At 66.0% G+C, this 26203-nt stretch carries 22 protein-coding genes; 4 read left to right on the plus strand and 18 right to left on the minus strand.

The features are described from left to right. Positions 1-27: 27 nt before the first annotated feature. A complete protein-coding gene (locus VUN84_12590; protein XAS63140.1) occupies positions 28-1341 on the minus strand; it encodes a P-loop NTPase in 1314 nt (437 codons plus the stop codon). After that, positions 1338-1982, minus strand: a complete 645-nt coding sequence (locus VUN84_12595; protein ID XAS63141.1) for a hypothetical protein — start codon at positions 1980-1982, stop codon at positions 1338-1340. The genes VUN84_12590 and VUN84_12595 overlap by 4 nt, the downstream gene beginning before the upstream one ends. A 148-nt stretch (positions 1983-2130) precedes the next feature. On the opposite strand from VUN84_12595, the gene VUN84_12600 reads away from it, so the two are divergent. After that, a complete protein-coding gene (locus VUN84_12600) occupies positions 2131-2346 on the plus strand; it encodes a helix-turn-helix domain-containing protein (GenBank protein XAS63142.1) in 216 nt (71 codons plus the stop codon). A gap of 94 nt (positions 2347-2440) precedes the next feature. Here the strand turns inward: VUN84_12600 and VUN84_12605 are convergent, their stop codons facing one another. After that, positions 2441-3028, minus strand: a complete 588-nt coding sequence (locus VUN84_12605; GenBank protein ID XAS63143.1) for a hypothetical protein — start codon at positions 3026-3028, stop codon at positions 2441-2443. Positions 3029-3184: 156 nt separating this feature from the next. Between VUN84_12605 and VUN84_12610 the strand changes: the two genes are divergently transcribed. Next, the gene (locus VUN84_12610) at positions 3185-4012 is read left to right on the plus strand and encodes a LysM peptidoglycan-binding domain-containing protein (GenBank protein ID XAS63144.1); all 828 of its coding nucleotides are present in this window, start codon (positions 3185-3187) and stop codon (positions 4010-4012) included. Positions 4013-4083: 71 nt separating this feature from the next. After that, positions 4084-4578, plus strand: coding sequence for an Rv3235 family protein (locus VUN84_12615; protein ID XAS63145.1), 495 nt, complete (start codon positions 4084-4086; stop codon positions 4576-4578). 166 nt (positions 4579-4744) lie between these two features. Here VUN84_12615 and secA read toward each other — a convergent pair whose 3' ends face one another. From secA to mtrA, 7 genes are all read right to left on the minus strand, one after another. Further along, positions 4745-7480: a preprotein translocase subunit SecA gene (secA, locus tag VUN84_12620; protein ID XAS63146.1), complete on the minus strand. Its 2736-nt coding sequence runs from the start codon at positions 7478-7480 to the stop codon at positions 4745-4747. A 70-nt stretch (positions 7481-7550) separates the two neighbouring features. Then, positions 7551-8810, minus strand: coding sequence for a crosslink repair DNA glycosylase YcaQ family protein (locus VUN84_12625; GenBank protein XAS63147.1), 1260 nt, complete (start codon positions 8808-8810; stop codon positions 7551-7553). 32 nt (positions 8811-8842) lie between these two features. Beyond that, positions 8843-9568, minus strand: coding sequence for a ribosome-associated translation inhibitor RaiA (gene raiA, locus VUN84_12630; GenBank protein XAS63148.1), 726 nt, complete (start codon positions 9566-9568; stop codon positions 8843-8845). 163 nt (positions 9569-9731) lie between these two features. Continuing rightward, entirely contained in the window at positions 9732-10751 is a 1020-nt protein-coding gene (locus tag VUN84_12635) for a phosphoribosyltransferase family protein (GenBank protein XAS63149.1), read from the minus strand. A gap of 140 nt (positions 10752-10891) precedes the next feature. Next, positions 10892-12613, minus strand: coding sequence for an LpqB family beta-propeller domain-containing protein (locus tag VUN84_12640; protein ID XAS63150.1), 1722 nt, complete (start codon positions 12611-12613; stop codon positions 10892-10894). Next, positions 12610-14451, minus strand: coding sequence for an MtrAB system histidine kinase MtrB (mtrB, locus tag VUN84_12645; protein XAS65851.1), 1842 nt, complete (start codon positions 14449-14451; stop codon positions 12610-12612). The genes VUN84_12640 and mtrB overlap by 4 nt, the downstream gene beginning before the upstream one ends. Positions 14452-14560: 109 nt before the next feature. After that, positions 14561-15235, minus strand: coding sequence for an MtrAB system response regulator MtrA (gene mtrA / locus VUN84_12650; GenBank protein ID XAS63151.1), 675 nt, complete (start codon positions 15233-15235; stop codon positions 14561-14563). Positions 15236-15417: 182 nt separating this feature from the next. On the opposite strand from mtrA, the gene VUN84_12655 reads away from it, so the two are divergent. After that, positions 15418-16131: a DUF4166 domain-containing protein gene (locus tag VUN84_12655; GenBank protein XAS63152.1), complete on the plus strand. Its 714-nt coding sequence runs from the start codon at positions 15418-15420 to the stop codon at positions 16129-16131. 18 nt (positions 16132-16149) lie between these two features. Here the strand turns inward: VUN84_12655 and VUN84_12660 are convergent, their stop codons facing one another. The 8 genes from VUN84_12660 to VUN84_12695 form a co-directional block, all read right to left on the minus strand. After that, complete coding sequence (locus VUN84_12660) at positions 16150-17199, minus strand: hypothetical protein (GenBank protein ID XAS63153.1); 1050 nt, start codon at positions 17197-17199, stop codon at positions 16150-16152. Further along, positions 17196-17645, minus strand: a complete 450-nt coding sequence (locus tag VUN84_12665; GenBank protein XAS63154.1) for a chorismate mutase — start codon at positions 17643-17645, stop codon at positions 17196-17198. The genes VUN84_12660 and VUN84_12665 overlap by 4 nt, the downstream gene beginning before the upstream one ends. A 178-nt stretch (positions 17646-17823) precedes the next feature. Then, on the minus strand, positions 17824-19527 hold the full coding sequence (locus VUN84_12670; GenBank protein XAS63155.1) for an ABC transporter ATP-binding protein: 1704 nt from the start codon (positions 19525-19527) through the stop codon (positions 17824-17826). Next, complete coding sequence (locus VUN84_12675; GenBank protein ID XAS63156.1) at positions 19524-20549, minus strand: ABC transporter permease; 1026 nt, start codon at positions 20547-20549, stop codon at positions 19524-19526. The genes VUN84_12670 and VUN84_12675 overlap by 4 nt, the downstream gene beginning before the upstream one ends. Position 20550: 1 nt before the next feature. After that, on the minus strand, positions 20551-21642 hold the full coding sequence (locus VUN84_12680; GenBank protein ID XAS63157.1) for an ABC transporter permease: 1092 nt from the start codon (positions 21640-21642) through the stop codon (positions 20551-20553). Positions 21643-21770: 128 nt separating this feature from the next. Continuing rightward, on the minus strand, positions 21771-23405 hold the full coding sequence (locus VUN84_12685) for an ABC transporter substrate-binding protein (GenBank protein ID XAS63158.1): 1635 nt from the start codon (positions 23403-23405) through the stop codon (positions 21771-21773). A gap of 308 nt (positions 23406-23713) precedes the next feature. Next, a complete protein-coding gene (gene mnmA, locus VUN84_12690; protein ID XAS63159.1) occupies positions 23714-24826 on the minus strand; it encodes a tRNA 2-thiouridine(34) synthase MnmA in 1113 nt (370 codons plus the stop codon). Between the two features lie 129 nt (positions 24827-24955). Continuing rightward, positions 24956-26185, minus strand: coding sequence for a cysteine desulfurase family protein (locus VUN84_12695; protein XAS63160.1), 1230 nt, complete (start codon positions 26183-26185; stop codon positions 24956-24958). Between the last annotated feature and the right edge of the window lie 18 nt (positions 26186-26203).

The following is a 26203-nucleotide window of genomic DNA, read 5'->3' on the forward strand; positions in this document are numbered from 1 at the left end:
CGCTTCGTTGCGGCTCTTTTAGCGAGCCTAACGCTTTAGACGGCGTCTCGCTGTGGAAGAAAATACAGAGGAATGACTTTTTCCTTGGACGGGTGCACAAACCAAGGATGCGATGGCCCTCCGGAGCGGAGAGTCGGGGGCGGACTCAAGCAACAGCGACCCGGCGAGCAGCGCCGCATCACAGGCGGCGGGATCCGCGGGAAGGAATGCCGCCAGCGGCACCGTGGGCCCGTACCGCTCCCAGGCATCACGCAATTGCCGTTCCGGGAATCGTCCCACCGCGGACGGACGGACCTTGTTCAGCACCACGTGCGGGGATGCGTGCGGGACAGCGGCTTGAAGTTCCGCGAGGCCCCGAACGAGCCTCGGCACCCCGATGGAGTCAGCCAGCCCTACAGCAAACACCGTGTCCGCCACCTCGAGGCTCCGCAACGTCGCAGCATTTCGCCGCGGAGCCATGGTGTCGAAGCTCAGTTCTTCGTCGGACTCGAGGCAAAACCCGGTGTCGATGACGATGACCTCCACCACCTGCGTGGCCCTGGCCAGCACCAGGGAAAGGGCTGCGGCGCGGAGTTCGGTCCAGCGGTCGGCCCGGGTAATTCCGGTCAATACGCGGAAGGTGCCCGTCTTTGTCACCACCGGGGTCGCGATCCTGAGCAGCGCCTCAGGATCGAGCAGGCCCTGATCGGCAAGCCTGCAAGCCTGCGCGAGTCCTGCCGCTTCGTCCAAGAGCCCCAGCATGGCAGCGACGCTGGCGCCGTAGCTGTCTGCGTCGACCAACAGCACGGACTTGCCGTCCGCGGCGAGTTCGCCTGCCATGTTGGCGGCAAGCAGGGTCCGTCCCGGCGAGCCGGCGGGTCCCCACACGGCAATGATCTGCCCCGTGCCTGGGCTTTCAACACCCCCCGTGGCAGGGCTGCCCGCGCCGGCGGGGTCCCTGCCCGGTTCAGCAAGACCGGCATTGGCCGCCGGCCGCAGCCTTTGTTCGGTGCCAGCGAGTTGTGCGACGGACGCCATGATGCGTCCGGCGAGGGTAGGGGCATCGACGCTGGTGAGTTCGGCGGCGACGCCGATGCCCCGCAGCCGGGTTTTCTCCTCCGGACTGTCGGTCAGGGCAACGATGGCGACGCCAACGGCGGACAGCCGGTCCACCAGAGACGCCGTCAACTCCTCACTGCCTTCGGCCACGACCGCCGCACGGGCCATTCCTCCCTGGCAGGCCGCCAGCAGCTCCGCAAGTTCCTGGCACCGCCGGACCACTGAGACCGGCCCGTGGAGGCGCTCCAGCCCGCCCACCAGGTCCTCTCTCGAGCCGCCGACGGTGACTACCGGGATACTCATCGGGATGAACCGCCAGGATTCCAGACCACCGAGATCTTGGCCTTGTTGGCCTGGGCACCCAGCAGGTTCGGCATCTGCTCGTTGGTCACCAGCACCATCACGACAGTGGACCGCGCGGACCCCAAAGCGGTGCTGCCCGGCGTGATTTGGGCGATTTCGGCTCCCGGCAACAGCAGGGCCGGCTGATTGAATCCGTTGCGGGTATCCGGCAGCGCCACCCACACATCCACCCGCGAGCCGGCAACGGCCTGTGCTGGCAATGCCTCATCGACAGTCACGGCGACCGGTTTCCGGTCCAGGCCGTCCGGGTGACCGAAACTCGCACGCGGCGCCAGCTGGTCCTTGCCGATTCTCTGGACAGCAATAAGCCCGTCGGGAAGACCGGAGGCTGGGGTGAGATAGTGCTGCTCTACGTCACCAAGGCGGACCTTGACGCGGTTCAGCTTGTCCTCGGTCAGCTTCTCACCGACGGCAATCGCTTCCCGGGCGGTGTATGCCTCGACGGTTTGGTCGGCGGCCCCGACCAGAGAAACGACGCCCGCGACCGAGGCCAGGACGAGCAGGATGCCCACCAGGAGCCGGGGGTCTTTCCAGGATGGCCTCTTCAGCCGTGCTCCGGCAGCTACCGTGCCCACACTCATGCGCCCGCTCCCCCTGTAGTCGCCGCCCCGCAATGGCGTGGCCCCTACATTGTTACCTCTTCGTGCCCGGACGGGAAGATGCTGGAACGAAGTGGGCCGGACTGTGGATAAGAGCCTCAAATGGTGCCATTGATGGCAAAATGAACATATGCCACGATTCCTGACCCTCGCCGACGTCGCGGAGCAGCTCCAGATTAACGCTCCTGCTGCTTACGCACTTGTGCGCAGTGGTGAACTCAAGGCCATCCAGGTGGGCGGACGCGGCCAGTGGCGTGTTGAGGAAAAGATGCTCGAGCAGTACATCGAGGAGCGCTACGCCGAAGCCACCCGGATGATCCAGGAAGCCAAGGCCAAAGTCCGCTGAGCCGGACTCGCCGCGACACCGGGTCAGGACGGCCACGGCCGGCATCCTCGGTGTCTTGCGTCTCGCGTCTTGCGTCTTGCGCCGGAACCCGGACCTAGTACCGCCGGCCGTCGGACCCGGGCCTCCGGGCCGACCGGAGCCCGGCTAACGCGCCAAAGGGTATCGTCGCCATTTGCCGGACGTTGGCGCGCCGGCGGTCCTCGCCGCCGCCGGTGACCGCCAGGTCCAGATGGTCGCGTCCCACCCGGTCAATCACCCCATGGAGGGTTGTTTCTCCTGCCGGACCGCCTGCCAGCAGGACGGCCAGGGCAGCCCGGTCCCGCGCCAGCCCGCGCAGCGCACTGGCCAGGCCCAGCCTCTGGCGCACCTTGGACAATTCTGGTACGGCCAGCCTCGAAAGACCGAGGTATCGAACCACCGCGGCGTAGGGAACGAGCACCTGGTGCTGTGGTTCATCCAGCACGAGGGCTTGGCTTCCTGCGTGGCTTAGAGTCCCCTCGAGCGCCGATCCGGACGCCAACTGAACCACGATCAGCTGCCCCACCGAGCCCCGGAGCCGATCCGTGAGCTCCACCGCTGCCGCCTCGGTCCGTGTCCGCTCGGTGATTTCCGCGTCGAGATCAAGCCGCTCACTGGCGGCCAGTTGTGTCTCCAGATCGGCAAAAAGGGCATCCCAGCGCATGGCGTCAGCGTAGGCGTGCCGATACCGGGGGTCAACCGCACAACCCGAAAATCGACTCTGGACAAACGGGGCTCAAATGATTCAAACTAAGTCAAACAGTATCAAAGCGCATCAAATGCACGTACTCAATCGCTATCCAGGTAAAGGCGGAGTTCCATGCGGGCAGCAGCAAACAGTTCCCTCCCGGACCGGCGTCGCGGGCTTGGCGCTGATGCCGCTGCGGCCGCCGCCATTTTGCTGCTGGGACTTGTTCTTGCGGGAACAGGAGGCAGCATCCTTCTGCGCTGGCGGTCTTCCTCGTCTCGTCATCAATCGCTCGGATTCGAAGACCAGCTAGGGATCGCTGCAAACACGGCCGGCCTGATAGTCATCGTCTGGTGGGCCCTCTCCCTGTTCATCGCTGTCGTGGCCGCCTGCCTGGAACGCCGGGGGAACCTCCGCGCAGCATCTGCGACCGGAAGGTTCGCCCCGGCTTTCATGCGCAGGCTGGCCTTGGCCACTCTGGGACTGCACCTGCTCACCGCCCCGCTGGCCGTGGCTTCGACTGCAGCCCCGGTACCGGATGCCGCCGTCATCCCCAAAGCGTCTGTGGCGTGGACTCCGACGGCCCTCCCGGCTGGGACTGGCACTGCGGCGGACACGTCCGCACCGGTTCCCGGGCCCACGCCCCGCCCCGGACAACCGGCGGCCAACCCTGCCGTCGCCGGTCCGCAGTGGCAGCCGCTCAGTCCGGTTGTCGACCCCGGGCCGCTGGCCGCGCAGCCCCCGCGTCACCAACAGCCTTCCAGCCCGGCAAGCGAAGTGACGGTACGCCCCGGAGATTCACTCTGGAGCTTGTCGGCGGCCCGCCTCGGACCCTTCGCCTCGGACGTGGACATCGCCGTGGACTGGCCGCGGCTTTACCAAGCCAACAAGGACATCATCGGCGGGAACCCCAACCTCCTGAGGCCCGGCCAGGTATTGAGACTTCCGGCCAGCGAGTGATGACCGGATGAAGATACCAGCCGGGGCCCGGCAACCGCACGACTCCAAACTCCCCCAGTAAAGGAAGCATCATGACCGCCTTGACCAGACACCATGCCGCTGCGGAAGCCGCAACGTCGATAACTCCGCCACTGCGCCTGGTGCCCGGCGGCGGCGCGCCGGAGGCGCGTCCGTCCGGTCCCCGCGTTCCGGCAGTTCCGCAGTTGCGCCTGGCTGATGAGGAACAGGAGGTATGCGCAATCTCGCGCAGCACCGTCCAGGCTGCCATAGAAGTACTGGCCGGCACCCGGCCGGCGCAGCAGCTGGCCCGTCGGCTCGATGAACGCTGCCTCGCTGCCCTGCAACACCGGGCCGCTTTGACCCGGCGCGTGCCGTGCGGGGCGAGTCCGACTGCAGGCCGGCTGCACCGCAATCCTTCCGTTCGGTCGGTCCGGGCGTGCCGCATTTCCGCTGACATCTATGAAGCAAGCGCCGTCGTGGTCGAGGAACTGCGGGTACGGGCGGTCGCCCTTCGGCTGGAGCGGTGCCGGCTGACCTGGCGGATCACCGTTCTGGAGATTGGCTGAGGCCCGCCTGGCCCGGCCGCTGTAACGGTCTGGGGCTTGGCTGTTCGAAGCAACGGAAGGAGGAGCGCACAGCCAGAAAGAGGACCGGAACATGCTCCGGTCCTCTTTTCTGGCTGCTTTCCTACTGCACGCCCCGTCCGGGCCGCGGTGTACTGCCCGCGGCCGGTTAGCGTTTCTTCTTTTTCCCCGGCCGGCGCGGCGCGTCCTGTCCGGCCTTGGCGGGGTTGCCGGAGCGGCCCGGGACTTTGGCCTCCACCCGGGTTTGGGCCGTACCGTCTTCTCCGGGTGCGGTGTATTGCAGCTGGGCCGGCTTTTCGGGCGCCTCCAACCCCGCGGCATGGATCTGCGGTTCCTGGTGTTCGGTGTGCTGGCCCGCGGCGTCCGCAACGACGACGTCTGCGGCGGGCGTCACCTCGACCTCAAGGTTGAAGAGGAACCCGACGCTTTCCTCGCGGATGGCCTCCATCATTGCCTGGAACATGATGAAGCCCTCGCGCTGGTATTCCACCAGAGGGTCGCGCTGGGCCATGGCGCGCAGCCCGATGCCTTCCTTCAGGTAGTCCATCTCGTAGAGGTGTTCCTGCCATTTGCGGCCGATCACCGACAGAACGACGCGCCGCTCGAGTTCGCGCATGCTCTCGTGCCCGATGGTTTCTTCACGGGATTGGTAGACGAGGCGGGCATCGGAAAGGATCTCTTCCTTGAGGAATTCGACCGTGATTCGGGACTTTCCGCCGGCTTCGTCGATGACGTCGCGTGGCGTGACACTCAGAGGGTAGAGGGTCTTGAGGTTCGACCACAATAAGTTGAAGTCCCAGTCGTCACCATTGCCCTCAGCGGTGGCCTGCTCGATGAAGGCGGTGATGGTGTCCTCCAGGAAGAACTGGACCTTTTCGTGCAAGTCGTCGCCCTCAAGAATGCGGCGGCGGTCACCGTAGATGGCTTCGCGCTGGCGGTTCAGGACGTCGTCGTACTTCAGGACGTTCTTGCGCTGTTCGGCGTTGCGGCCCTCTACCTGGCCTTGCGCGGAGGCGATGGCACGGGAGACGAGCTTGGATTCGAGGGCGACGTCGTCCGGCACGGAACTGTTCATGAGCCGTTCCGCCGCCCCGGAGTTGAACAGGCGCATCAGGTCATCCGTCAGCGACAGGTAGAACCGGGACTCGCCGGGGTCGCCCTGACGGCCGGAGCGGCCGCGGAGCTGGTTGTCGATTCGCCGTGATTCGTGGCGCTCGGTGCCCAGCACGTACAGGCCGCCGTAGGTCAGGACTTCCTCGTGCTCGTCTTTGACGGACTGCTTGGCGGCCTCGAAGGCAGCCGGCCAGGCTGCCTCATATTCTTCGGAGTTCTCTTCCGGATCCAGTCCGCGCGAAGCCAACTCGGCGACGGCGGTGAACTCGGCGTTGCCGCCGAGCATGATGTCGGTACCGCGGCCGGCCATGTTGGTCGCCACGGTGACGGCACCCTTGCGCCCGGCCTGGGCCACAATCGCTGCCTCACGGGCGTGGTTTTTAGCGTTGAGGACCTCGTGCCGGATGCCCTCCTTGGCCAGCAGCCGGGAGAGATACTCGCTCTTCTCGACGCTCGTAGTGCCGACCAGGACCGGCTGGCCCTCTTCATGCCGCTCGGCGATGTCCTTGACGACGGCGTCGAATTTGACGGCCTCGTTCTTATAGACAAGGTCGGCCTGGTCAATTCTCGTCATGTCCCGGTTGGTCGGGATCGCGACGACACCCAGTTTGTAGGTGCTCATAAATTCTGCGGCTTCGGTTTCGGCAGTACCGGTCATGCCTGCGAGCTTGTCGTACATGCGGAAGTAGTTCTGCAAGGTGACCGTGGCGAGGGTCTGGTTTTCAGCCTTGATCTCGACGCCCTCTTTGGCTTCGATCGCCTGGTGCATGCCCTCGTTATAGCGCCGGCCGGCCAGGATACGGCCGGTGTGCTCGTCAACGATCAGGACTTCACCGTCGAGGATGACGTAATCCTTGTCCCGCTTGAACAGTTCCTTGGCCTTGATGGCGTTGTTCAGGAAACCGATCAGCGGGGTGTTGGCGGACTCGTACAGGTTGTGGATGCCGAGGTAATCCTCGACCTTCTCGATGCCGGCTTCAAGCACACCAACGGTGCGCTTCTTTTCGTCGACTTCGTAGTCCTCCTCGGACTTGAGCCGGGTGACCACCTTGGCGAACTCGCTGTACCAGCGGTTGGTGTCGCCCTGGGCTGGTCCGGAGATGATCAGAGGGGTCCGGGCTTCATCGATGAGAATGGAGTCCACTTCATCGACAATGGCGAAATGGTGGCCGCGCTGGACGAGCTCGGATCTGTCCCACGCCATGTTGTCGCGGAGGTAGTCGAAGCCGAATTCGTTGTTGGTGCCGTAGGTGATGTCCGCGGTGTACTGTTCGCGGCGCACGGAGGGGTCCTGGTTTGACAGGATGCAGCCGCTCGTCAGGCCCAGGAACCGGTACACCCGTCCCATGAGGTCCGACTGGTATTCAGCCAGGTAGTCGTTGACGGTGATAACGTGCACGCCGTTGCCGGTGAGGGCGTTCAGGTAGGCCGGAGCGGTGGCTACCAGGGTCTTGCCTTCACCGGTCTTCATCTCCGCAATATTGCCCAGGTGCAGGGCAGCGCCGCCCATCAACTGGACGTCGAAGTGGCGCATCCCCAGCGTGCGCGAGGAGGCCTCGCGGACTGCGGCGAACGCCTCGGGCAGGAGATCATCCAGTATTTCGCCGTCAGCGTGCCGGGCCCTGAGACGGTCTGTTTCTTCGCGCAACTCGGCGTCGCTGAAGGTCTGGAAGGAGCTTTCCAGGGCGTTAATGGAATCAGCATAGTTCCGCAGCTGCCTTAGGGTTTTTTTGTCACCCGTGCGGAGAAGTTTTTCGATAAGTGATGCCACGTGAAGTTGCTCCCAGTCTCAAGCTGCCGAATTCTGGCGTGTTTAGTCTACGGGAGAGACGCAGCGGCGGTTACGCCTGTTCCCTCTCAGCGGATCCACCGCGTCCCGCTCCGCACACGGCGTCGGCGAGCGCCGGCGCCAGGTCCCCTTTCGGGAACACAACAACCCGGTCCAGTGCAAGCCACTCTGCCATGAGCCTGAGTTCGGCGGCCAGTTCGACCGCGGTGTCGGCGGGAGCTCCCGGTTCCGCGTAGGCCGCCTTCGCCAGCAAAAGACCGTTGGCGCGGTCGGCTTTGAGGTCCACACGGGCCACCATTCCATCGCGGAGCAGGAACGGCAGCACGTAATATCCGTGCCGGCGTTTAGGCTCCGGGGTGTAGATCTCGATGCGGTAGTGGAAGTTGAACAGGTCTTCGAGGCGTCGCCGCTCAAAGACCAGCGAGTCGAAGGGACTCAGGAGCGCACGGCCGGTGGCGGTGCGGGGCAGCTTCGCCTCGATATGCCGGTAGACGGGCTTGTCCCAACCGCGCACCGTAACAGGCAGGAGCTTTCCGGCGTCCACCAGGTGCGCCACGGCCGCCGCAGACGGACGCATGGGCATCCGGAAGTAGTCCGCAAAGCACCGCAGCGTGCCGATCCCGTGGGCCTGGGCGGCGGCATCAATGAGGCGCACCAGCGCGTTCTCTGGATCCGGTCCTGCCTCCGGGGTGCCGGAGGTCCCGGCCGGGCGTTCGGTGAGCACCCTGGACGTGAGGGTGTAGCGCCGCTCGAAGGACTCTGTGCGGGATGCGGCCGAAATATGGCCTGCCTCGAACAGATGCTCCAGAACCCTTTTCACCGCGTTCCAATTCCAGCCCCAATTGTCCTGTTGCCGGTCCTCGATGTGACCCAGGCGGGCGGTGAGTTCGGCGGCGGTCAGCGGCGGTCCGTCGGCCAGCGCCTCAAGGACGCGGGACGCGACACTTTTCCGCAGGTCCGCGTCCATGTTGTGCGCCCCCACCCAGGAGCGGTTTTGCCACAGGGTCAGGTCCTGGAAATGCTCAGGGCGGATAAAACTGGCCTCGTGCGCCCAGTACTCCATCATGCGGCGCGGGTGGGTGCCGGCCATCCGGCGAAGGATGGCGCGGTCATAGTTGCCCAACCGGGAAAAGAACGGCAGATAGTGGCTCCGCGCCAGAACATTGACGGAATCGATCTGGACCAGCTGGAGCCGGGCAAAAGTACGGCCCACCGCCCGTACGCTGACGGGTCCGGCGGGCCGTACCTTATCCAATCCCTGGGCTGCCAGTGCGATCCGCCGTGCCTGCTTGAGGCTCAGCACTTCCTGCACGCCTGTCCCTTCATTGGATGGTCGGCACCAGCTTATGCGCTGGCGGGCTCATCCTCGGAGCGGTAAGCCAGGATCTTCTCTTCCAGCGGAGCCTGGCCCGGCTCACACGTCTGGTCCAGACTGATCACCCCGTAGGTCCATCCCTCGCGGCGGTACACGACGGACGGCGCCTTGGTCTCCTTGTCCACGAAAAGATAGAAATCATGGCCCACGAGCTCCATGTTGTCTACTGCATCATCAAGGGTGAGCGATGCTGCGGGAAAGACCTTCCGGCGGATGAGTACAGGCGAGTCTCCGGCGGGGATATCGTTCTCAACCTCATACGGCGACTTCTCCGCGGGAGCCGTTTTGGGCTCCTGCCAGTGATTGGCCTCGACGTAGATGGGCTCGCTGGTGCTGGCGGGCTCAAGGGTGGCCGTCGCCTCCGTGACGGACTTGGGGGTGTGCCGGCCATGGTGGACCTTTTTGCGGTCCTTTGCTCGGCGCAAGCGTTCGAGGAGCTTGTTGTAGGCGAGATCGAACGCGGCAAACTTGTCAGCGGCGCTGGCTTCGGCTCGAATGACGGGGCCCCGCCCCAGGACGGTGAGCTCAACCGTGAGCATCTCGTCGGTCTGCCGGGCCTTGGTCTCCTTGGAAACCTTCGCGTCCACTCTCTGGACTTTGTCCCCCAGCGACGCGATCTTCGAGATCTTCTCGTCGGCGTACTCGCGGAAACGGTCCGAGACCGTCAAATTACGTCCGCTGATCATGAACTCCATGGTGCCCTCCAAATGACTTCGGTGACACGACGGCGGTACTTCCGGGGGGCCGATCTGACTGACAGTCGAGCCCCTTTCCGAGCCGCTATCGACAGGTACATCTATTCTTGGTACCCATCTCCGACGTTAGTTCATAGCCCCCTCTAATTCATCCTTTTTCGGTTTATATTTTGCTTGAGGGGCTTTCTTCCGCCAGCTGGCGGCCTGCCTCGCCCAGATTGTGCGTCACCGGCGGGCGTGTCGCGGCGAGGACGACGGCGCCCCGCACCAGAGCGCCGGCCTCCCGCAAGGCCCGTGCAGCTTCGGCCAACGTGGCCCCGGTCGTGAGGACATCATCGACGATGATGCAGGGCTGTCCCGTCAGGTCGGGACAGAACGGACCACGGCGCACCCGCATGGATCCGCGCACCCGTTGCGCCCGGTTTTTGCGCCCCAAGCCCTTCTGCCCGCCGGGTCCTGCCCCGATCCCGGGGAGGCTGTAGCCGGCCCCGGCCACCCTGGCCCGCCCTCCGGTCTTCCGGAGGGCGGCGACGGTGCTCACCCGGCAGTACGGTTCCCCTTCGGTCCAGGTCCGGCCGATCCGGTCCAGCAATACGTGGACCGGGCTGAAGCCCCGCTTCCGGTAGGCCCGGCTGCTGGTCGGCACTGGCACCAGCAGCAGACCCGGGGTCTGCCCGGCAGCTGCCTTGATGGCTCGGGCCAGGCCGATGGACAACACCACGGCGAGCTGTCGCTGGCCGTGGCGTTTGAAGGACAGTACCGTCTGCGCCAGCTCCGCGCGGTAGGTTCCAGCAGCCACGACCGGAAGGAGCACGGACCCGTCGACGTCCATGAGGGCCGGGGCTTGTGCTTCTGCCCGGAACGGTTGGCGCATCAGCTGACGGACCTGCCGTTCGCAACCGCCGCAAAGCGTCAGATCTTCTGCTCCACAACATACGCAATCCACCGGCGTCGCGAGCGCAAGGACTTCGGCCGCGGCTGCCGCGGCCGACTCCGCGAGCCGTGCCAGCGGCCGGCGGTAACCGCCGCGGTGTCTTGCCGTGCCCGCGGCAACCGGGGCGAGGTCGGGGTCGGCCGGGCGCGTGCGCCGGCGGGGGCCTGTGCCGGCCCGGCTCCGGGGGCGGCTTTGGTCGCCGGCTTGACCGTCTTGCTCGCCGTCCCGGGCTGGCGGGGGTGTCTCCATCCGGCAAGTTTCCGCCTCTGCGGCGGACGCAAAGCGGCCCGTGGCAGCTTATGTGGACACGCGGCGCGGATCACCGCGGGCAGAAGGATGCCTGCGCGACCGCTGTCGACGACCGCTTCCGCAGGGAGCTGGCCGGAACCCTATCCCGGGTACGACGGATCGATGGGCCCCTTGAGCTGGGGGGACCAGCCGTTGCCGAGCCGCAGGAAGATGCCGTCGGCGGACTGGGCATAGATTTCTTCGCTGCCGTTGCCGGCGCTGAGCGCGGTGAGGCCCGGCCACGGGGCGAGCTGTTGCGGCTGGGATGACGTGAGGTACAGCAGTTCCGGGGTGACGGGCTCGGTCGAGGAGCCCTTCATGACGGCAACCGTCGAGTCATCGACCCACACGCCTTGATCCGGATTGCTGGTCGCCAACAGCGTCGTCGGCACAGTAAGTTCCTTGGGGGTGCCGTCGGCTGCCCGGACGATACCGGCGATCTGGACCCGGGTCTTGCCATTCTGCTCCGTCAGGACGAGGGCGCGGGTGCCTTCGCGGGAGATCCGAACCTCCTTGACGGAGCGCCCGGCAAGCCAGGCGGGCGACAGGGTGACGGCGGGGACGGCGGCGCCTTCGGTCACGCCGCCCGGCCGGTGGGCGATCAGTTCCGTGGCGCCGCTGGCCCCCGGGCCCGCCGTCCAGACCCAGTCGTACCGGTCGAAAGACGGCCGGGTCAAGGTAGCGCGGGTGGTCAGGGCGCGGGCGGGCTGGCCGGGCACGATGGAGTACAACGTCCCGCGGCCGGCGTTGAGGAAGGCGACGGCCTGCGAGACCGGGGACTCCGCCGGAACCCGGGGAGCCAGGGCCGACACCGCCTGCATGTCAGGAAGCGGCGAGATCCGGTTGTTCTCGTACCGGACCAGATCGTTGTTGCTCACGGCGATTTGGCGGGCTGGAACGTTCTTGTCCCGGATCGGCGGAAGCACCGAACCGTTGTCATCCACACGCACCAGATCCTGGTTGGCCCGGAGCTCCACATTGATGACGTCGGGCTGGCTGCGGAACGTGAGGGCGAGCTGGGTCTGCATCCGCAACCGGTCCTCATTGGACGCCTCAACGAGGTCCTTCGCTGTCAGGTCCACCTGCGCTGCGCCGGACACCACCGGGACCGATTCGCGGGCCAGCTTAATGCCCGAGGGGAAGGCGCTGACCACCGCACCCTTGAGATACGGTGCCGGGCCGCCGAGCAATGCGCTGGTCATGGCCTTGACGGTCTTCTTCTTGATGAACCACCGGACATCGGGCACGGCGTACGTATACGTCGGGTCATAGAAGTAGATCGGATAGGCGCCGTAGATGACTTTGAATGTTTCTTCCGGGATCGCCGTCCCGTCCGGGAGTTCCGCAATGCGCCACTGTCCGTCCACCTTGGTCAGGGTGGCGGGAATATTTTCCTTGGTCCCTTCGGGGAGCTGGGTGGCGACCCCGTCCACATCGACGGAATAGGACACGTCCAGTTCGTAATTGAAGACGTTTTCCACGCCAGTCGGCACAACACGGGCCGACCGGAAGACGAGCACCCGCTGGTCAGGCTTCCAGGTCACCGACGACGCCTGGGTCAGATATTGCCGCGCGACGGCGTAGTCGTCCTCGTAGCCGCTGCCAGCGAGATAGAAGTCCTCGATCACCGCTTCCGGCCCGGCCCCCTCACGGGGGGCGGACGGGAAGAACACGGGGGCGTTATTGGGGTTGCCGGCGCTCTCGTCGGTGCTTTTTCCGACCGGGCCCGACCGGGGGATCTGCGCACACGAGGTCAGCAGGAACACCAGCACCACCAGCAACGCCGCCGCGGCACGGCTGGCCTTCCGTGAGGTCTGGCTCATGACCGCTCCTTCGTTCCGGTTGCTGTGGGTCCGGTCGTATCAGTCCCGCTTCCCGCAGGCCCCGGGTCCGCGGCGGCTGCACCGGCGGTGCTGCCTGCAGCGCGGGCGCGGTCATCAGCGCGCGGCGCCGGGCTGGGATCGAGCACGAGCATGGTCCGCTCGCTGCGGTCGTCCTGCAGGCCGACGTCGACCGGCTCCAGCTGGAGGGGGGACTTAGTAATGATCTCGCCCCGGCGCAGCGCGAGGGTGAGTCGGAAGTTGGCCCCGCTGCCTTTGCGCCCCCAGGCCTGAAGCCAGCCGTCATGGAGTTTCGCGTCCTCGGCAGCAATGGACAACCCAAGGCCGCTGCCTCCCGTGGTGCGCGCCCGGGCCGGATCCGCCCGCCAGAACCGGTCGAACACGCGTGCCGCCTCTGCGGGGGCCAGACCGATGCCGTGGTCGCGGACCGCCACCGCCACCGCATGGTCGTTGGCGGCCACGGAGATGTTCACCGGACGGCCCTCGCCGTGCTCGAGCGCATTCAGGACCAGGTTGCGCAGGATCCGGTCGATCCGGCGGTCGTCCATATCAACGATGATGCTGCCCGCAGGCGCGTTGAGGGTGACGGCGGAGCCATACGCGGCGGCCACCGGAGCAACGCCTTCCATCACGTGCGAGACAAGCTGCACAATGTCGCCCGGTTCGGCGTCGAGGGTGGCCACGCCCGCATCGAAGCGGGAGATCTCCAACAGGTCTGCCAGCAACGACTGGAAACGCTCCACCTGGTTGTAGAGCAGCTCAGCGGAGCGTTTGTTGATGGGGTCGAAGTCGTCGCGGGCCTCGTAGAGCACTTCAGCGGCCATCCGCACCGTGGTCAGCGGGGTTCTGAGTTCGTGGGAGACGTCAGAAACGAACCGCTGCTGCATCTGTGACAAGGTGGCCAGCTGGGTGATCTGCTCCTGGAGGCTCGCCGCCATGTGGTTAAAGGAAGCCCCGAGCCGGGCGACCTCGTCCTCGCCTTTGACCACCATTCGTTCTTGCAGCTGTCCGGCAGCGAGCTTTTCGGAGACAAGGGCGGCGTGGCTGACGGGGCTGACCACGTTGCGGGTCACATACCAGGCCACGGCGCCGATCAGCAGCGCCAGCACGGCGCCGCCGGCCAGCAGGACGTTCTGGATCTCGTCGAGGGTTTTTTGGGCGGTGTTCAAGTCGTAGATCAGGTACAGCTCGTAGACCGTGCCGTTGAAGGTCACCTTATTGCCGACGGCGATGCCGGGCCGGTCTTCAGTACCCACCGGGAACTCCGTGGACGCCCAGAACTGTTCCTTGCCCGAATCCTGCACGGCGGCCCGCAGCTCGGTTGGGATGACGCTGATGGTGAGCTGGTCCGACGCCCGGGATTCGACCCAGCGGTTGCGGGGTTTGGTCTGTTCCGGCATGGCCTCGAAGACGTAGCGCCGCTGGATCACGGAGCCTCGGCCTTCGACGGCATTAAGGGTGTCATAAACGAGGGTGATCACGCTCGACTGGTCAGTAACCTGGGCACCGTCAAACGTGTCCTGGACCTCCTTGACGTTATAGCGCGTCTCCGACTCAGCCTGGACGAGCCGTTCCTGGAAGAGATTGGCGGCGATCTGATGGGACAAATACGCGCCGACGACGGCGAAGGAGAAGACGGCCAGCATCAGAGTGGTCAGCACGGTCCGGAACTGCAGGGACCGCCGCCACCGGCGGTGCACGGAGCGCAGCAGGTAACGGGTCCCTGGCACCAGGCGGGAGGCCCCGATGCCGACCAACCGCGCCACCCGGACGCCGACGATTCTGGCCCGCTTCACCCAAAGCCGGGTGCGGAAAGGCAACGACTGCCCGCCTGCGGCCGGGGTGCCTGCCGTCACGTGGTCGGCGCCGGCCGGGTCAACTGCCGTGGGATCGTTGACCGGGGCGGCCCCGTTCTGGCCGTCCGGTGGCTCAGGAGCCTGCTTTGTAGCCGACACCACGGACCGTCAATACAACTTCGGGGGCTTCCGGGTCACGTTCGATCTTTGACCTGAGCCGCTGGACGTGGACGTTGACCAGCCGGGTGTCTGCGGCATGCCGGTACCCCCAGACCTGCTCCAGGAGGAGTTCCCGGGTGAAAACCTGCCAGGGCTTGCGGGCCAGGGCAACGAGCAGGTCGAATTCCAGCGGCGTCAGCGAGATCCGTTCAGTTCCACGGCTGACGAGGTGGCCGGCCACATCGATCGTAACGTCGGCAATGCGCAGGGTTTCGGGCGCCTTCTGGTCACCGGGCCTTAGCCGGGCGCGGACACGGGCGACCAGTTCGGCCGGTTTGAAGGGCTTTGGCACGTAGTCGTCTGCTCCGGACTCGAGCCCGCGGACGACGTCGGAGGTGTCCGCCTTGGCTGTGAGCATCACGATCGGAACATCTGACTCGGCGCGGATCTGGCGGCAGACTTCGATGCCGTCGATGCCCGGAAGCATGAGGTCCAGCAGGACTAGGTCCGGTTTGGCGGAGCGGAATACCTCCAGCGCCTGCCCACCGTCAGCGCAAAAGACGGGCTCGAACCCGTCATTGCGCAGCACAATACCGATCATCTCGGCCAGCGCCTCGTCATCGTCCACTACCAGAATGCGTGCCTTCATATGTATATATTCCCTTATTGCAATGGCTTTGTCGTATTCAGCCCTGCCCGGGCATGGCGCCGCCGCCACCCGGGTGGCTCATTGATGCGACGGCGGTGCGCCCGCCGGCTGGAAGAAACCCCGTCCATCCCGCATGCTGTGGACAGCAACACTTTAACCGCGTGAAACCCCAGGAGGCTTCTTTGAGTAACCCGATCTACCACCGGGCCCTCGGCACTGACTTCGGCCGGCTGCAGCCGGAGCTGCAGGAGTACTTTTCCCTCACGCCCGGGTCCGGCCACTATGGCGTCGGGGAAGGCGTCTTCGAGGTGGTGGGCTGCCGGCAGAGCTGGCTTCGCCCCTTGCTGCGGCTTGCCGGCGGAGAGCAGGCGTTCTTCCCGGAGTACGGGGAAAACATTCGGTTTCGGATCGAGAACCACGCCCACCTGGACCCGTTCGGCCGCTCCAGCCTCACCGCACGCCGCGAAATCTTCTTTCCGGGCACCACCCGGCTGTTCCACGACACCACAAGCTGGGACGATGCCGGCGGCCAGCCCCGGCTGCTGGACTATGTCGGGCGGTACCGGCGGCTCGTCACGGACCTCAATCTTGGTGTCACCGCCGGAGGACGGCTGCGGGGAGTCTCGGAGGCCTCCCGGTTGCTCCTGGGCCCGCTGCGGATTCCGTTACCGGCCGCGCTCGATGCCAAAGCCTACGCCGAACAGTGGTGGGCGCCCGGGGAGGGCACGGCCGGGAAACACCGCATCCAGGTCAAGGTGATCCAGCCGCAGCTCGGGTTGGTCCTGGTCTACGCGGGATACTTCGACTACCGGCTGGAACCCTACCCCGGCCGGTTGACGTCATCGGGCTTCCTGCCGGATTACGCCAGGCCGGACCGCTGGGAAAGCCGCAGCTGACGGCGGCACAGGACGGCGCTAGCCGAGGGCGAGTTGGTTGAGGCCGTCGGCCACCTGCGTCAGCCGCGTCAAAGCTGCCGTGGCGGCCGACGGCGAAAGCCGGGCCAGCCCGTCCGAGGGGGTGACCCGGATCCCGCCCAGAGCCGCGGGGGCCAGGCCAAGCTGGCGCCACGGCCGCCAGATGGTGTCCACGACGTCGGCTACCCGGGGCATCGCCGCTGCGGGGGTGGAGACCTCGAGCGCTCCGGCCCACAGTCTCTTACCGCCCTCGATAGCGCCGGCGAGTTGTTCCCATTGGCGGGACGTCAGCGCGCGCAGGGGTACGGCGATCCCGTCAGCGCCGGCCGCTACTATCCGGTTGATGGGGGCCTCGACGTCCGGGACGCTGATCACCACCTCCGCGGCGCCGGCCGCCCGCAACGCGTCGATGACGATCGTCCAGGAGTCGGTGGCTTCCTGTCCTGAGACTGAACGCAGGGTCCGGTAGCCGCTCGAGGTGGGAATCGTACCGGCCAGCACGGACGCGATCTCGGGCTCGTCGATCTGCACCACGAGGCGGGTGCCGGGAGCTGCGGCCGCCACCCGGCTGAGGTAGCTGCCGGCTCCTGCGGCCAGGGAGGCCGCAAGGTCCCGCCGGGCGCCGTAGTCGATCAGCGCGCGCTCCCCGTTGTGCAGGTGCAGTCCGGCGGCGAGGCTGAGCGGCCCGCGGAGCTGGACCTTGAGGTCCGGAGCTGCGGTGTCTTCGGCGCCGATCACGTCGGCGAGGATGTTGATGTCGGTGGAGAGTGCCGAGCGCGCCCGTTTGAGGTCCTTGCCCGGCCGGTCCACAATGCGCCAGCCGTAGGGCTGGACGTCCACGGAAAGGTCCACCAGCAGGGCGGCCGTCCGGCCCAGAGCGTCGGATCCGACGCCCCGGTCCGGAAGCTCGGCCAGGAACGGCAAGTGCGGGCTGCCAAGTTCACCGCGGATGATGCGCGCGGCCTCCAACGGGTCCTCTCCGGGCCAGGTGCCCAGGGCGGTGGCAGTGACCTCGCCCGGCAGCGGACGTTCGGGGGCAGCCACGCTCATGCCCCGGCTGAGTCGGCGGGGCCCGCGGAGCCACGCGCGGGGGAACCGGCGGCGTGCGCAATGGCGGCCTGGGTGGCTGCCTCGTGGTCTTCGGCGATGGCCTCGTGGTGCCGGATGACCTCACCGATGATGAAGTTTAGGAACTTTTCTGCGAAGGCCGGGTCAAGGTGGGCTTCGGCGGCGAGCCGTCGCAGCCGGGCAATCTGTGCCGTCTCCCGGCCAGGGTCGCCGGCAGGAAGCTTGTGGGTGGCCTTGAGGACTCCGACTTTTTGGGTTGCCTTGAACCGCTCGGCAAGAAGGTAAACGAGGGTGGCATCGATGTTGTCGATGCTTGAGCGGATCGACAACAACTCTGCCATCACCGCGGGATCCACCTGACCGGCCAGTGAGCTGGCTCCGGGGTCATAGGATTCGGCGTCGGGAAGAGTTCGGGTCTGCTCGGTCATTGGTCCAGTCTAGAGGCACCGGCGCTCATCGCATCCGCTGCCAAGCTCCGGGCGCAGGTACGCCCGGCGGCCAGTTCGGCGCGTTTTCCGATGCCGGCCCGGGACCGGCCTACCCAAGGGACATACCCGCCGTTCAAGGGAAAGGACGGGCATGTCCCTCGGGCTGCAGCCGAGGGGCTTAGCTGTGCAGCACGGCGCGGAAGTCCTTCCGGCGCTTGGCCTGCTCGTCCGGGTCCGGCACGGGAAGGGAGGCAATCAGCTTCTTGGTGTAGGCGTGTTGCGGGTTGCCCATCACCTGGTTTCCGAGCCCTTGCTCCACCATCTGGCCCTTGTAGAGAACGCCAACCCAGTGCGAGAGAATGTCCACCACGGCGAGGTCATGGCTGATGAACAGGGCCGCAAAGCCAAATTCGGCCTGGATTTCCTTAAACAATTCCAGCACGACCGCCTGGACAGAGACATCCAGGGCCGAGGTCGGCTCGTCGGCGACGAGGAGCTTCGGGTTCAGGATGAGAGCGCGCGCGAGGGAGGCCCGCTGCCGTTGCCCGCCGGAGAGTTCATGCGGGAAACGGTCGGCGTAGGCCGCCGGCAGCTGCACGGCTTCGAGCAGTTCCCGGGTCCGCTGCCTGGCCTGGGCCGGGCTGGGATTGGTGTGGATGATCAACGGTTCGGCGATGCAGTCCCCGATCGTCAGCTGGGGGTTGAACGACGCGGCCGGGTCCTGGAACACAAACCCGATCTCCTTGCGCAGCGGCTTGAACGTGCGCTCTTTAAGGTTGAGCATCTCATAGCCCAGCACTTTCAAGCTGCCCCCGGTGGTCCGGTTCAGGCCCGCGATGGCCCGCCCGATGGTGGTCTTGCCGGAGCCGGACTCCCCCACCAGGCCGAAGACCTCGCCTTCGGACAGGGTGAAGTTGACCCCGTCCACCGCCTTGAAGGCGGGGCTTCCCAACCGGCCGGGGTATTCGATGGTCAGGTTGGTGGCCTCGACGAGCACTTTCCCGCCCTGGTGCGCCCGTTCGGTCATGCCCTCGGAAGCGGAGTTCCGGCCAAGGTGCGGAACGGCCGCCAGGAGCTTTTTGGTGTACTCCTGTTTCGGCTCAGCGAAGAGCACCCGTGAAGCTGCCTCTTCAACGACGTCCCCCTGGTACATCACCACGACGCGGTCGGCGAGGTCGGCCACGACACCCATGTTGTGGGTGATCAGCACGATCGAGGTGCCGTACTGGTCCCGGAGGTCCCGCAACAACTCAAGGATTTCTGCCTGCACCGTGACATCAAGCGCCGTTGTGGGCTCGTCCGCCACGATCAGTCCTGGGTTCAGCGCGAGTGCGGCAGCGATCACCACGCGCTGTTTCTGTCCGCCGGAAAACTGGTGGGGATAGTAGTTGACCCGGGTTTCCGGGTCCGGGATGCCGACCTTCCGGAGCGCTTCGATGGCGCGGGTCTTGGCTTCCTTGGCGCTGACCCGTGCTGACTTCCCGTGGCGGGCGTGCGAACGGATGCCCTCGGCGATCTGCCAGCCCACAGTAAAGACCGGGTTGAGGGCGGTGGAAGGCTCCTGGAAAACCATGGCAACGTCGCGGCCACGGATTTCCCGCAGTTTCGCCGGGCTGACGCTGATCACGTTGTTGCCGTTGATCAGCACCGCGCCGGAACTGATGGCGGTCTCCGGCAGAAGACCGAGGATGGTCTTGGCGGTGACGGTTTTGCCGGAGCCGGACTCGCCCACGATCGCCACGACTTCGCCCGGGTTGACCGTCAGGCTCACGTCTTTGACGGCGTATACATCCCCGGCGTCGGTGGCGAAGGTGACCTTGAGGTGGTCGATGTCGAGGACGGGGCCGGCTGCGGGGCCGGTTGTATCGATGTTGCTGGTCATGAACTTCTCACTTCTGCTTCGAGGGCAGCTTTGGCGGCGGTGGTGGAGTCCGGGCCGCCTTTGCCGGCGACGGCTTTCTTGCGGCCACGCAACCGGGGGTCGTTGAGGTCGTTGATGCTCTCCCCGACCAGTGTCAGGCCCAGGACGGTCAGGACGATCGCGAGGCCGGGGTATACACCTGTCCACCAGATCCCGGACGTGGTATCTGCCAGCGCTTTGTTGAGGTCGAAGCCCCATTCCGCGGCGGACGTCGGCTCAATGCCAAAGCCCAGGAAGCCCAGGCCGGCCAGGGTAAGGATGGCCTCGGAGGCGTTGAGGGTGAAGATCAGGGGAAGGGTGCGGGTGGCGTTCTTGAACACGTGCAGGCGCATGATGCGGATGTTGGAGGCGCCCACCACTTTGGCCGATTCCACGAAGGGTTCTGCTTTGAGCCGGATGGTCTCGGCCCGGATAACGCGGAAGTACTGCGGAATGAAGACGACGGTGATGGAGATCGCCGCCGCGAGGATGCCGCCCCAGAGGCTTGACCTTCCGCCGCTTATGGCAATCGCCATGACAATCGCCACCAGCAGCGGCGGGAAGGCGTAGATGGCATCGGCAATCACCACCAGCGTCCGGTCCAGCCAGCCGCCGATGTAGCCGCTGACCAGGCCCAGGATCACGCCGATGAAAATGGACATGATCACGGCCACAATGATGACCAGGACGGCGGTCTGCGCCCCCCAAACGACGCGCGAGAAGACGTCGTAGCCACCGACGGTGGTGCCCATGAGGTGCTTGCCGCCGGGGGCTTGCTGCGCCGGGAAGCCGCCGTCGGCGTCGGAAATCTGGGAGAAACCGAAGGGCGCGATCAGGGGGGCAAGCAACGCGGTGAGCAGGAACACGGCGGTAAGCACAAGCCCGGCGACGAGCATTCCGCGCTGCAGGCCGACGCTCTTATTGAAGTGCGAGATGACCGGCAGGCGCCGGAACCACGGCCCCCGGGGGTCCTTGATGGGTTCAGTAACGGCAGTGGTGCTCATATCAGTACCTCACGCGGGGGTCGATCAGCGCGGCGACTATGTCCACGAAGAAGTTGGTCACAGCCACAATGACGGCAAGAAGGACCACGATGCCCTGGACTGCCACGAAGTCGCGGGCCGTCAGGTAGGTAGCGAGCTGGAACCCCAGCCCTTTCCATTCGAACGTGGTCTCGGTCAGGACCGCGCCGCCAAGCAGCACGGCGATTTGCAGTCCCATCACGGTGATGATGGGGATCAGGGCAGGCTTGTAGGCGTGCTTGGTGACCAGCCGGTATTCGCTGACACCGCGGGAGCGGCCGGCCTCGACGTAGTCTTTGCCGAGCGTGCCAATCACGTTGGTCCTGACCAGGCGCAAAAAGATGCCTGCCGTCAGCAGCCCCAGAGCCAGGGCCGGCAGGACGGCGTGCGCCATGACGTCCGCCAGCGCGGCAGTATTGCCGCTGCGGATGGCGTCCAGCCAGTAGATGCCGGTCGGCGCCCCGAGCGAGGTCAGGGCGAGCTCCGAGGCCGGCGTCGCGCGGCCAGCGACAGGCAGCCAGCCCAGCCAGACCGAAAACGTCAGTTTGAAGAGAAGCCCGGAGAAGAACACCGGTGTCGCGTAGCAGAGAATCGCGAAGACGCGAAGCCCGGCGTCGGGTCCCTTGTCGCGCCGGTGCGCGGCGAGCAGTCCCAGGGGGATGCCCACGACCAGCGCCACGAGGAGGGCATTGATGGTCAGTTCCAGGGTTGCGGCGCCGTAAGTGGCCAGCATTTCCGAAACCGGCCGGTTGTCCGAGAGTGTGGTGCCAAAGTTGCCGGTGATGAGCTGGGCCAGGTACTCGAAGTACTGCACAAAGATGGGCCGGTCGTAGCCGGCGGCAGTGATGCGTTCCTGGAGCTGCTCCGGTGGAAGCCGGCCGCCCAGGGCGGCGGTGATGGGGTCGCCGGTGGTGCGCATCAGGAAGAACACCATGGTGACCAGGATGAGGATCGTCGGGAAGATCAGGAAGAACCTGATGAGGATGTAGCGGCCCAGTCCCCCACCGGACTTCTTCTTCTTTATCGGCAGAAGGCCTTCGCCGTCAGTCGGCGGCGCCTCGATAAGTGTTGTCATTGGTACCTAAATGTGTGTTCCTGGGCCCTTGCGGGCTTCGGAATCGGTTGTCCTGTCTCAGCACCAAGGCGGGACGCCGCAGGGGCGCCCCGCCTCGTTGGCTGGTCAGAACCGGATGGGGGTAAGACCTACTTGGAAATGACACCAAGGCGGGTCTTGAAGGACGCATCGAGGGTTTTTTCGACACCCTTGACGTCCTTGCCGGCGACCATGAGCTGGGCGCCCTGCAACAGCGGCAGCGTTGACAGGTCCTTGGCGACGGCCGTCTGGGCCTCACCGAGGACCTTTTCGCGCTCACCCTTGTCAACGGTGGTCAGCTGCTTGCTGATCAGGTCCGTGACGGCGGGGTTTTCGTAGTGGTTCTTCAGGAAGTTGCCGGGGACGAAGAACGGCGTGAGGTAGTTGTCAGCGTCGGAGTAGTCCGGGAACCAGCCGAGCTGGTACACGGGGTACGCATCAGCCGTGCGGTCCTTGGAGTAGGTGACCCATTCGGTGGACTGCAGCTCAACTTTGAACAGGCCAGACTTTTCGAGCTGCTCCTTGATCATGGCGTATTCGTCACCCGAGGACTTGCCGTAGTGGTCCGGGTTGTACTGGAGCTTGATGGTGACCGGAGCACTCACGCCGGCGTCGGCGAAGGCCTTCTTGGCTTTATCGACGCTGGGCTTGCCGCTGCCGTCACCGTACATTTCCTTGAGCGGCTGGATGGCCCCGACGAAGCCGTCCGGAACAACAGAGTAGGCCGGCAGGTAGGTCCCCTTGTAGACCTGGCTGGCGATCGCGTCGCGGTCGACGACGTCGGCCATGGCCTGCCGCACGGCGAGGGCCTTGGCGGGATCGGCATCGGCGGCCTTGGCACCGAACGGCATGGTGTCGAAGTTGAACACGATGTAGCGCAGTTCACCACCCGGTCCCTTGTAGACCTTGACCTTGGAGTCCTTTTCGAGGTCGGCGGCGTCGGTGGCCGTCAGGCTGCGGCCGGCGACGTCGATGTTGCCCTGCTGGACATCCAGCTTGAGGTTGTTCGAATCGGCGTAGTACTTGATCGTGGCGCCGCCGTTGGCCGGCTTGCCAAGCAGGCCCTGGTAGTCCGGGTTGACCTTGAGGCCCACGAGTTCGTTCTTCTTATAGCTTTCGATCGTGTAGGGACCGGCGAAGGGCTTGCCCTTGACGATCTCATCGTCCGTCAACAACTTGTCCGCCGGAAAGACTTCTTCGTCAATGATCGGACCGGCATTGGCTGCAAGGACGCCCGGGAAGACCTGGTCGTTGCCGGCCTTGAGCGTGAACACCACGGTGGAGTCGTCCTTGACCGTCACCGAATCGAGGTTGCCCAGCAGCGAGGCGGGACCGTTGTCGTCAGCGATCTTGACGACGCGGTCGATGGAGAACTTCACATCGGAGGACGTCAGGGCGTGGCCGTTGGCGAACTTCAGGCCGGGCTTGAGCTTGACCGTGTACTCGGTGGGGCTCGTGAAGGATGCCGACTCGGCGATGTCCGGCGTGGAGTCGGCGGTGCCGGGCTTCGAGTTGAGCAGGAACGGGTAGATCTGGTTCATCACCATGAAGGAGCCGGCATCGTAAGAGCCGGCCGGGTCGAGGGTGACGACCTTGTCGGTGGTGCCATACGTCACGGTGCCTCCGCCGGCGGCGCTGCCGGTGGACGTACCGCCGCCGGAAGGGCCGGTGCAGGCGGTTAGTGCGAAGGCGGATACCCCGGCGAGCGCGATGGCGCTCTGCAGGGCCTTTTTGTTCATTGCCATCTGTGGACTTTCTGTTCGATGCGTACTGGGGCGCTGCCCGGAACTGATGTTGGTCATGACGCGGGGCAGAGCACTGTCCTGATGCCTTGATTCAACCAGACCACCATCAGGTAAATCGTTACATCTTGTGAGATGAGACACAAAATTTATCCGATTGGGCCACGCCTGTCATTTTCTTCGCTGCCCAAGGGCGGGGCCGGCCGGTTCCGGCCGACAAAAAAGCCGCACACCCGAGGTGTGCGGCTCCTGGGCCCGGCCGTCCGACGGCCGTCCGTCCGCTGGCCGGCCGCCCGCTGGCAGGCCGCCCGCTAAAGGACCGCCCGCTGCAGCGACCGGGCGGCGTCGATGGTGGCCTGTCCCAGGACCCGGCTGCCCTGGTAGAGCACCACAGTTTGCCCGGGGGCCACGCCGCGCAGCGGTTCCGTCAGGGTGACAACGAGGTCGCCGTGGTCCATGTGCGCCGTTGCGGGCACAGGGTCGCCATGGGCGCGGACCTGGGCGTAGCAGTCGAATTGCCCGCCGGTGGCAATCTCCGCGATGGGCAGCCCGGCCCAGGACACTTTGATGCCCCGGATCTCGTCGATGGCCAACAGCGCCTCGGGCCCGACGACCACTTTGTTCTCCTTGGGCCGGATCTCCAGCACAAAGCGCGGCTTGCCGTCGGCGGCCGGGGTTCCCAGCTTCAGGCCGCGGCGCTGGCCGACGGTGAAGGCGTTGGCGCCCGGGTGCTCGCCGACCTTGGCGCCGGATTCATCCACGATGTCGCCGGTCGTCATGTCGATTTTCTCGGCCAGCCAGCCGGCGGTGTCGCCGTCGGGGATGAAGCAGATGTCGTGGCTGTCGGGCTTGTTGGCCACGGACAGGCCGCGGCGCTCGGCCTCGGCGCGGACCTCGGCCTTGGAGGGCGTGTCCGCGAGCGGGAACATGGAGTGCCTGAGTTGCTCGTGCGTGAGGACACCGAGCACGTAGCTCTGGTCCTTGGCCCAGTCAGCGGCCCGGTGCAGCTCCGGGTTGCCCTGGGCGTCGGTGATCACCTTGGCGTAGTGGCCGGTGCACACGGCGTCGAACCCCAAGGCGATCGCCTTCTCCAACAGCGCGGCGAACTTAATCCGCTCATTGCAGCGCATGCAGGGGTTGGGGGTACGGCCTGCAGCGTACTCGTCGATGAAGTCCTGGACGACGTCTTCCTTGAAACGCTCGGAGAAGTCCCACACGTAGTAAGGGATACCGAGCACGTCGCAGGCCCGCCAGGCATCGCGGGAATCCTCGATGGTGCAGCAGCCGCGGCTGCCGGTGCGCAGGGTGCCCGGCATCCGCGATAGGGCAAGGTGGACGCCGACGACGTCGTGCCCGGCCTCGACGGCGCGGGCTGCGGCAACGGCGGAATCGACGCCGCCGCTCATGGCTGCAAGAACTCGCATACTGGCTTTCTGTGGGGGCTGGTGAATGCCGGCGTCGGATAGCACAACGCCCTGCTGGTCCATTCTATCGCCACGCCGTTTTCTGCCCAAAAAACGTCCGGGGCGCATCGCTGCAGCCCGGGCCGTCCGTTAGCCAGGACCGGCGGACCGGCGGGCCACGGTGCCGGCGGTCTGGATGCTGGATTCGTGCCCCGCCATGCCGGCCTGGCGCGCGCGGGAGTAGGCGCCGGGCAGGGCAGCGAGCAACGCGTCGACGTCGGCCCCGGTGGAGGAATGGCCCAGGCTGAAGCGCTGGGCTCCCCGGGCCGTGTCCTCATCCAGCCCCATGGCCAGCAATACGTGGGAGGGCCGGGGCACGCCCGCGGTGCAGGCGGACCCGGTGGAAGATTCGACGCCGGCCAGATCCAGCAGAAACAGCAGCGAGTCACCTTCGCAGCCCGGAAAAGTGAAATGCACATTGCCCGGGAGCCGCCTGCTACCGGGAGCCCCGCGCAGAACGGCGTCGGGCACGGCCGTCCGGACGCCGTCGATCAGCCGGTCCCGGAGCGCCGCGATGCGGCCCGCTTCGACCCGGAGCGAGGCAGTGACGGCTTCGGCTGCCGCGGCGAAGGCCGCAATCGACGCGGTGTCGAGCGTTCCGGAGCGGACGTCGCGCTCCTGCCCTCCGCCGTGCTGGACCGGAGTCAGCTTCACGGCGCGTCCCAGCAGCAGCGCCCCGACGCCGACCGGGCCGCCGATCTTGTGCCCGGACACCGACATGGCAGCGAGGCCACTGGCACGGAAGTCCACGGGCACGGAGCCGAAGGCCTGGACGGCGTCGGAATGGACCGGAACCCCGGCCCCGTGGGCCAGCCGCACGATCTCGGCCATGGGCTGGATGCTGCCGACCTCGTTGTTGGCCCACATCACCGTGACGAGAGCGATCGACGCAGGGTCCCGCGCAAGCTCCTCGGCCAGCACGGAAAGCTCAACGATGCCGTCCGCGTCCACGGGCAGCCAGGTCACCTCGGCTCCTTCATGGCGCTCGAGCCACTCGACGGTGTCGAGCACGGCGTGGTGCTCGACGGCGGTGCACAGAATGCGGGTACGGGCCGGGTTCTCAGCGCGCCGGGCCCAGTAGAGGCCCTTAACGGCGAGGTTGTCGGCCTCCGTTCCACCCGAGGTGAAGATCACTTCCGAGGGGTGCGCGCCGGCCGCAGCCGCCAGCACCTCGCGGGCGTCCTCCACGGCACGCCGGGCGCGGCGGCCCGATCCGTGCAGCGAGGACGGGTTGCCGGTCCGGGCCAGTTCGCGGGTCAGCGCGGCCAGGGCCTCCGGTGCAAGGGTGGTGGTGGCGGCATGATCAAGGTAGACGGACACAAGGCAATTCTACCTGCG

The sequence above is a fragment of the Micrococcaceae bacterium Sec5.8 genome (assembly GCA_039636775.1).
Taxonomy (GTDB): domain Bacteria; phylum Actinomycetota; class Actinomycetes; order Actinomycetales; family Micrococcaceae; genus Arthrobacter.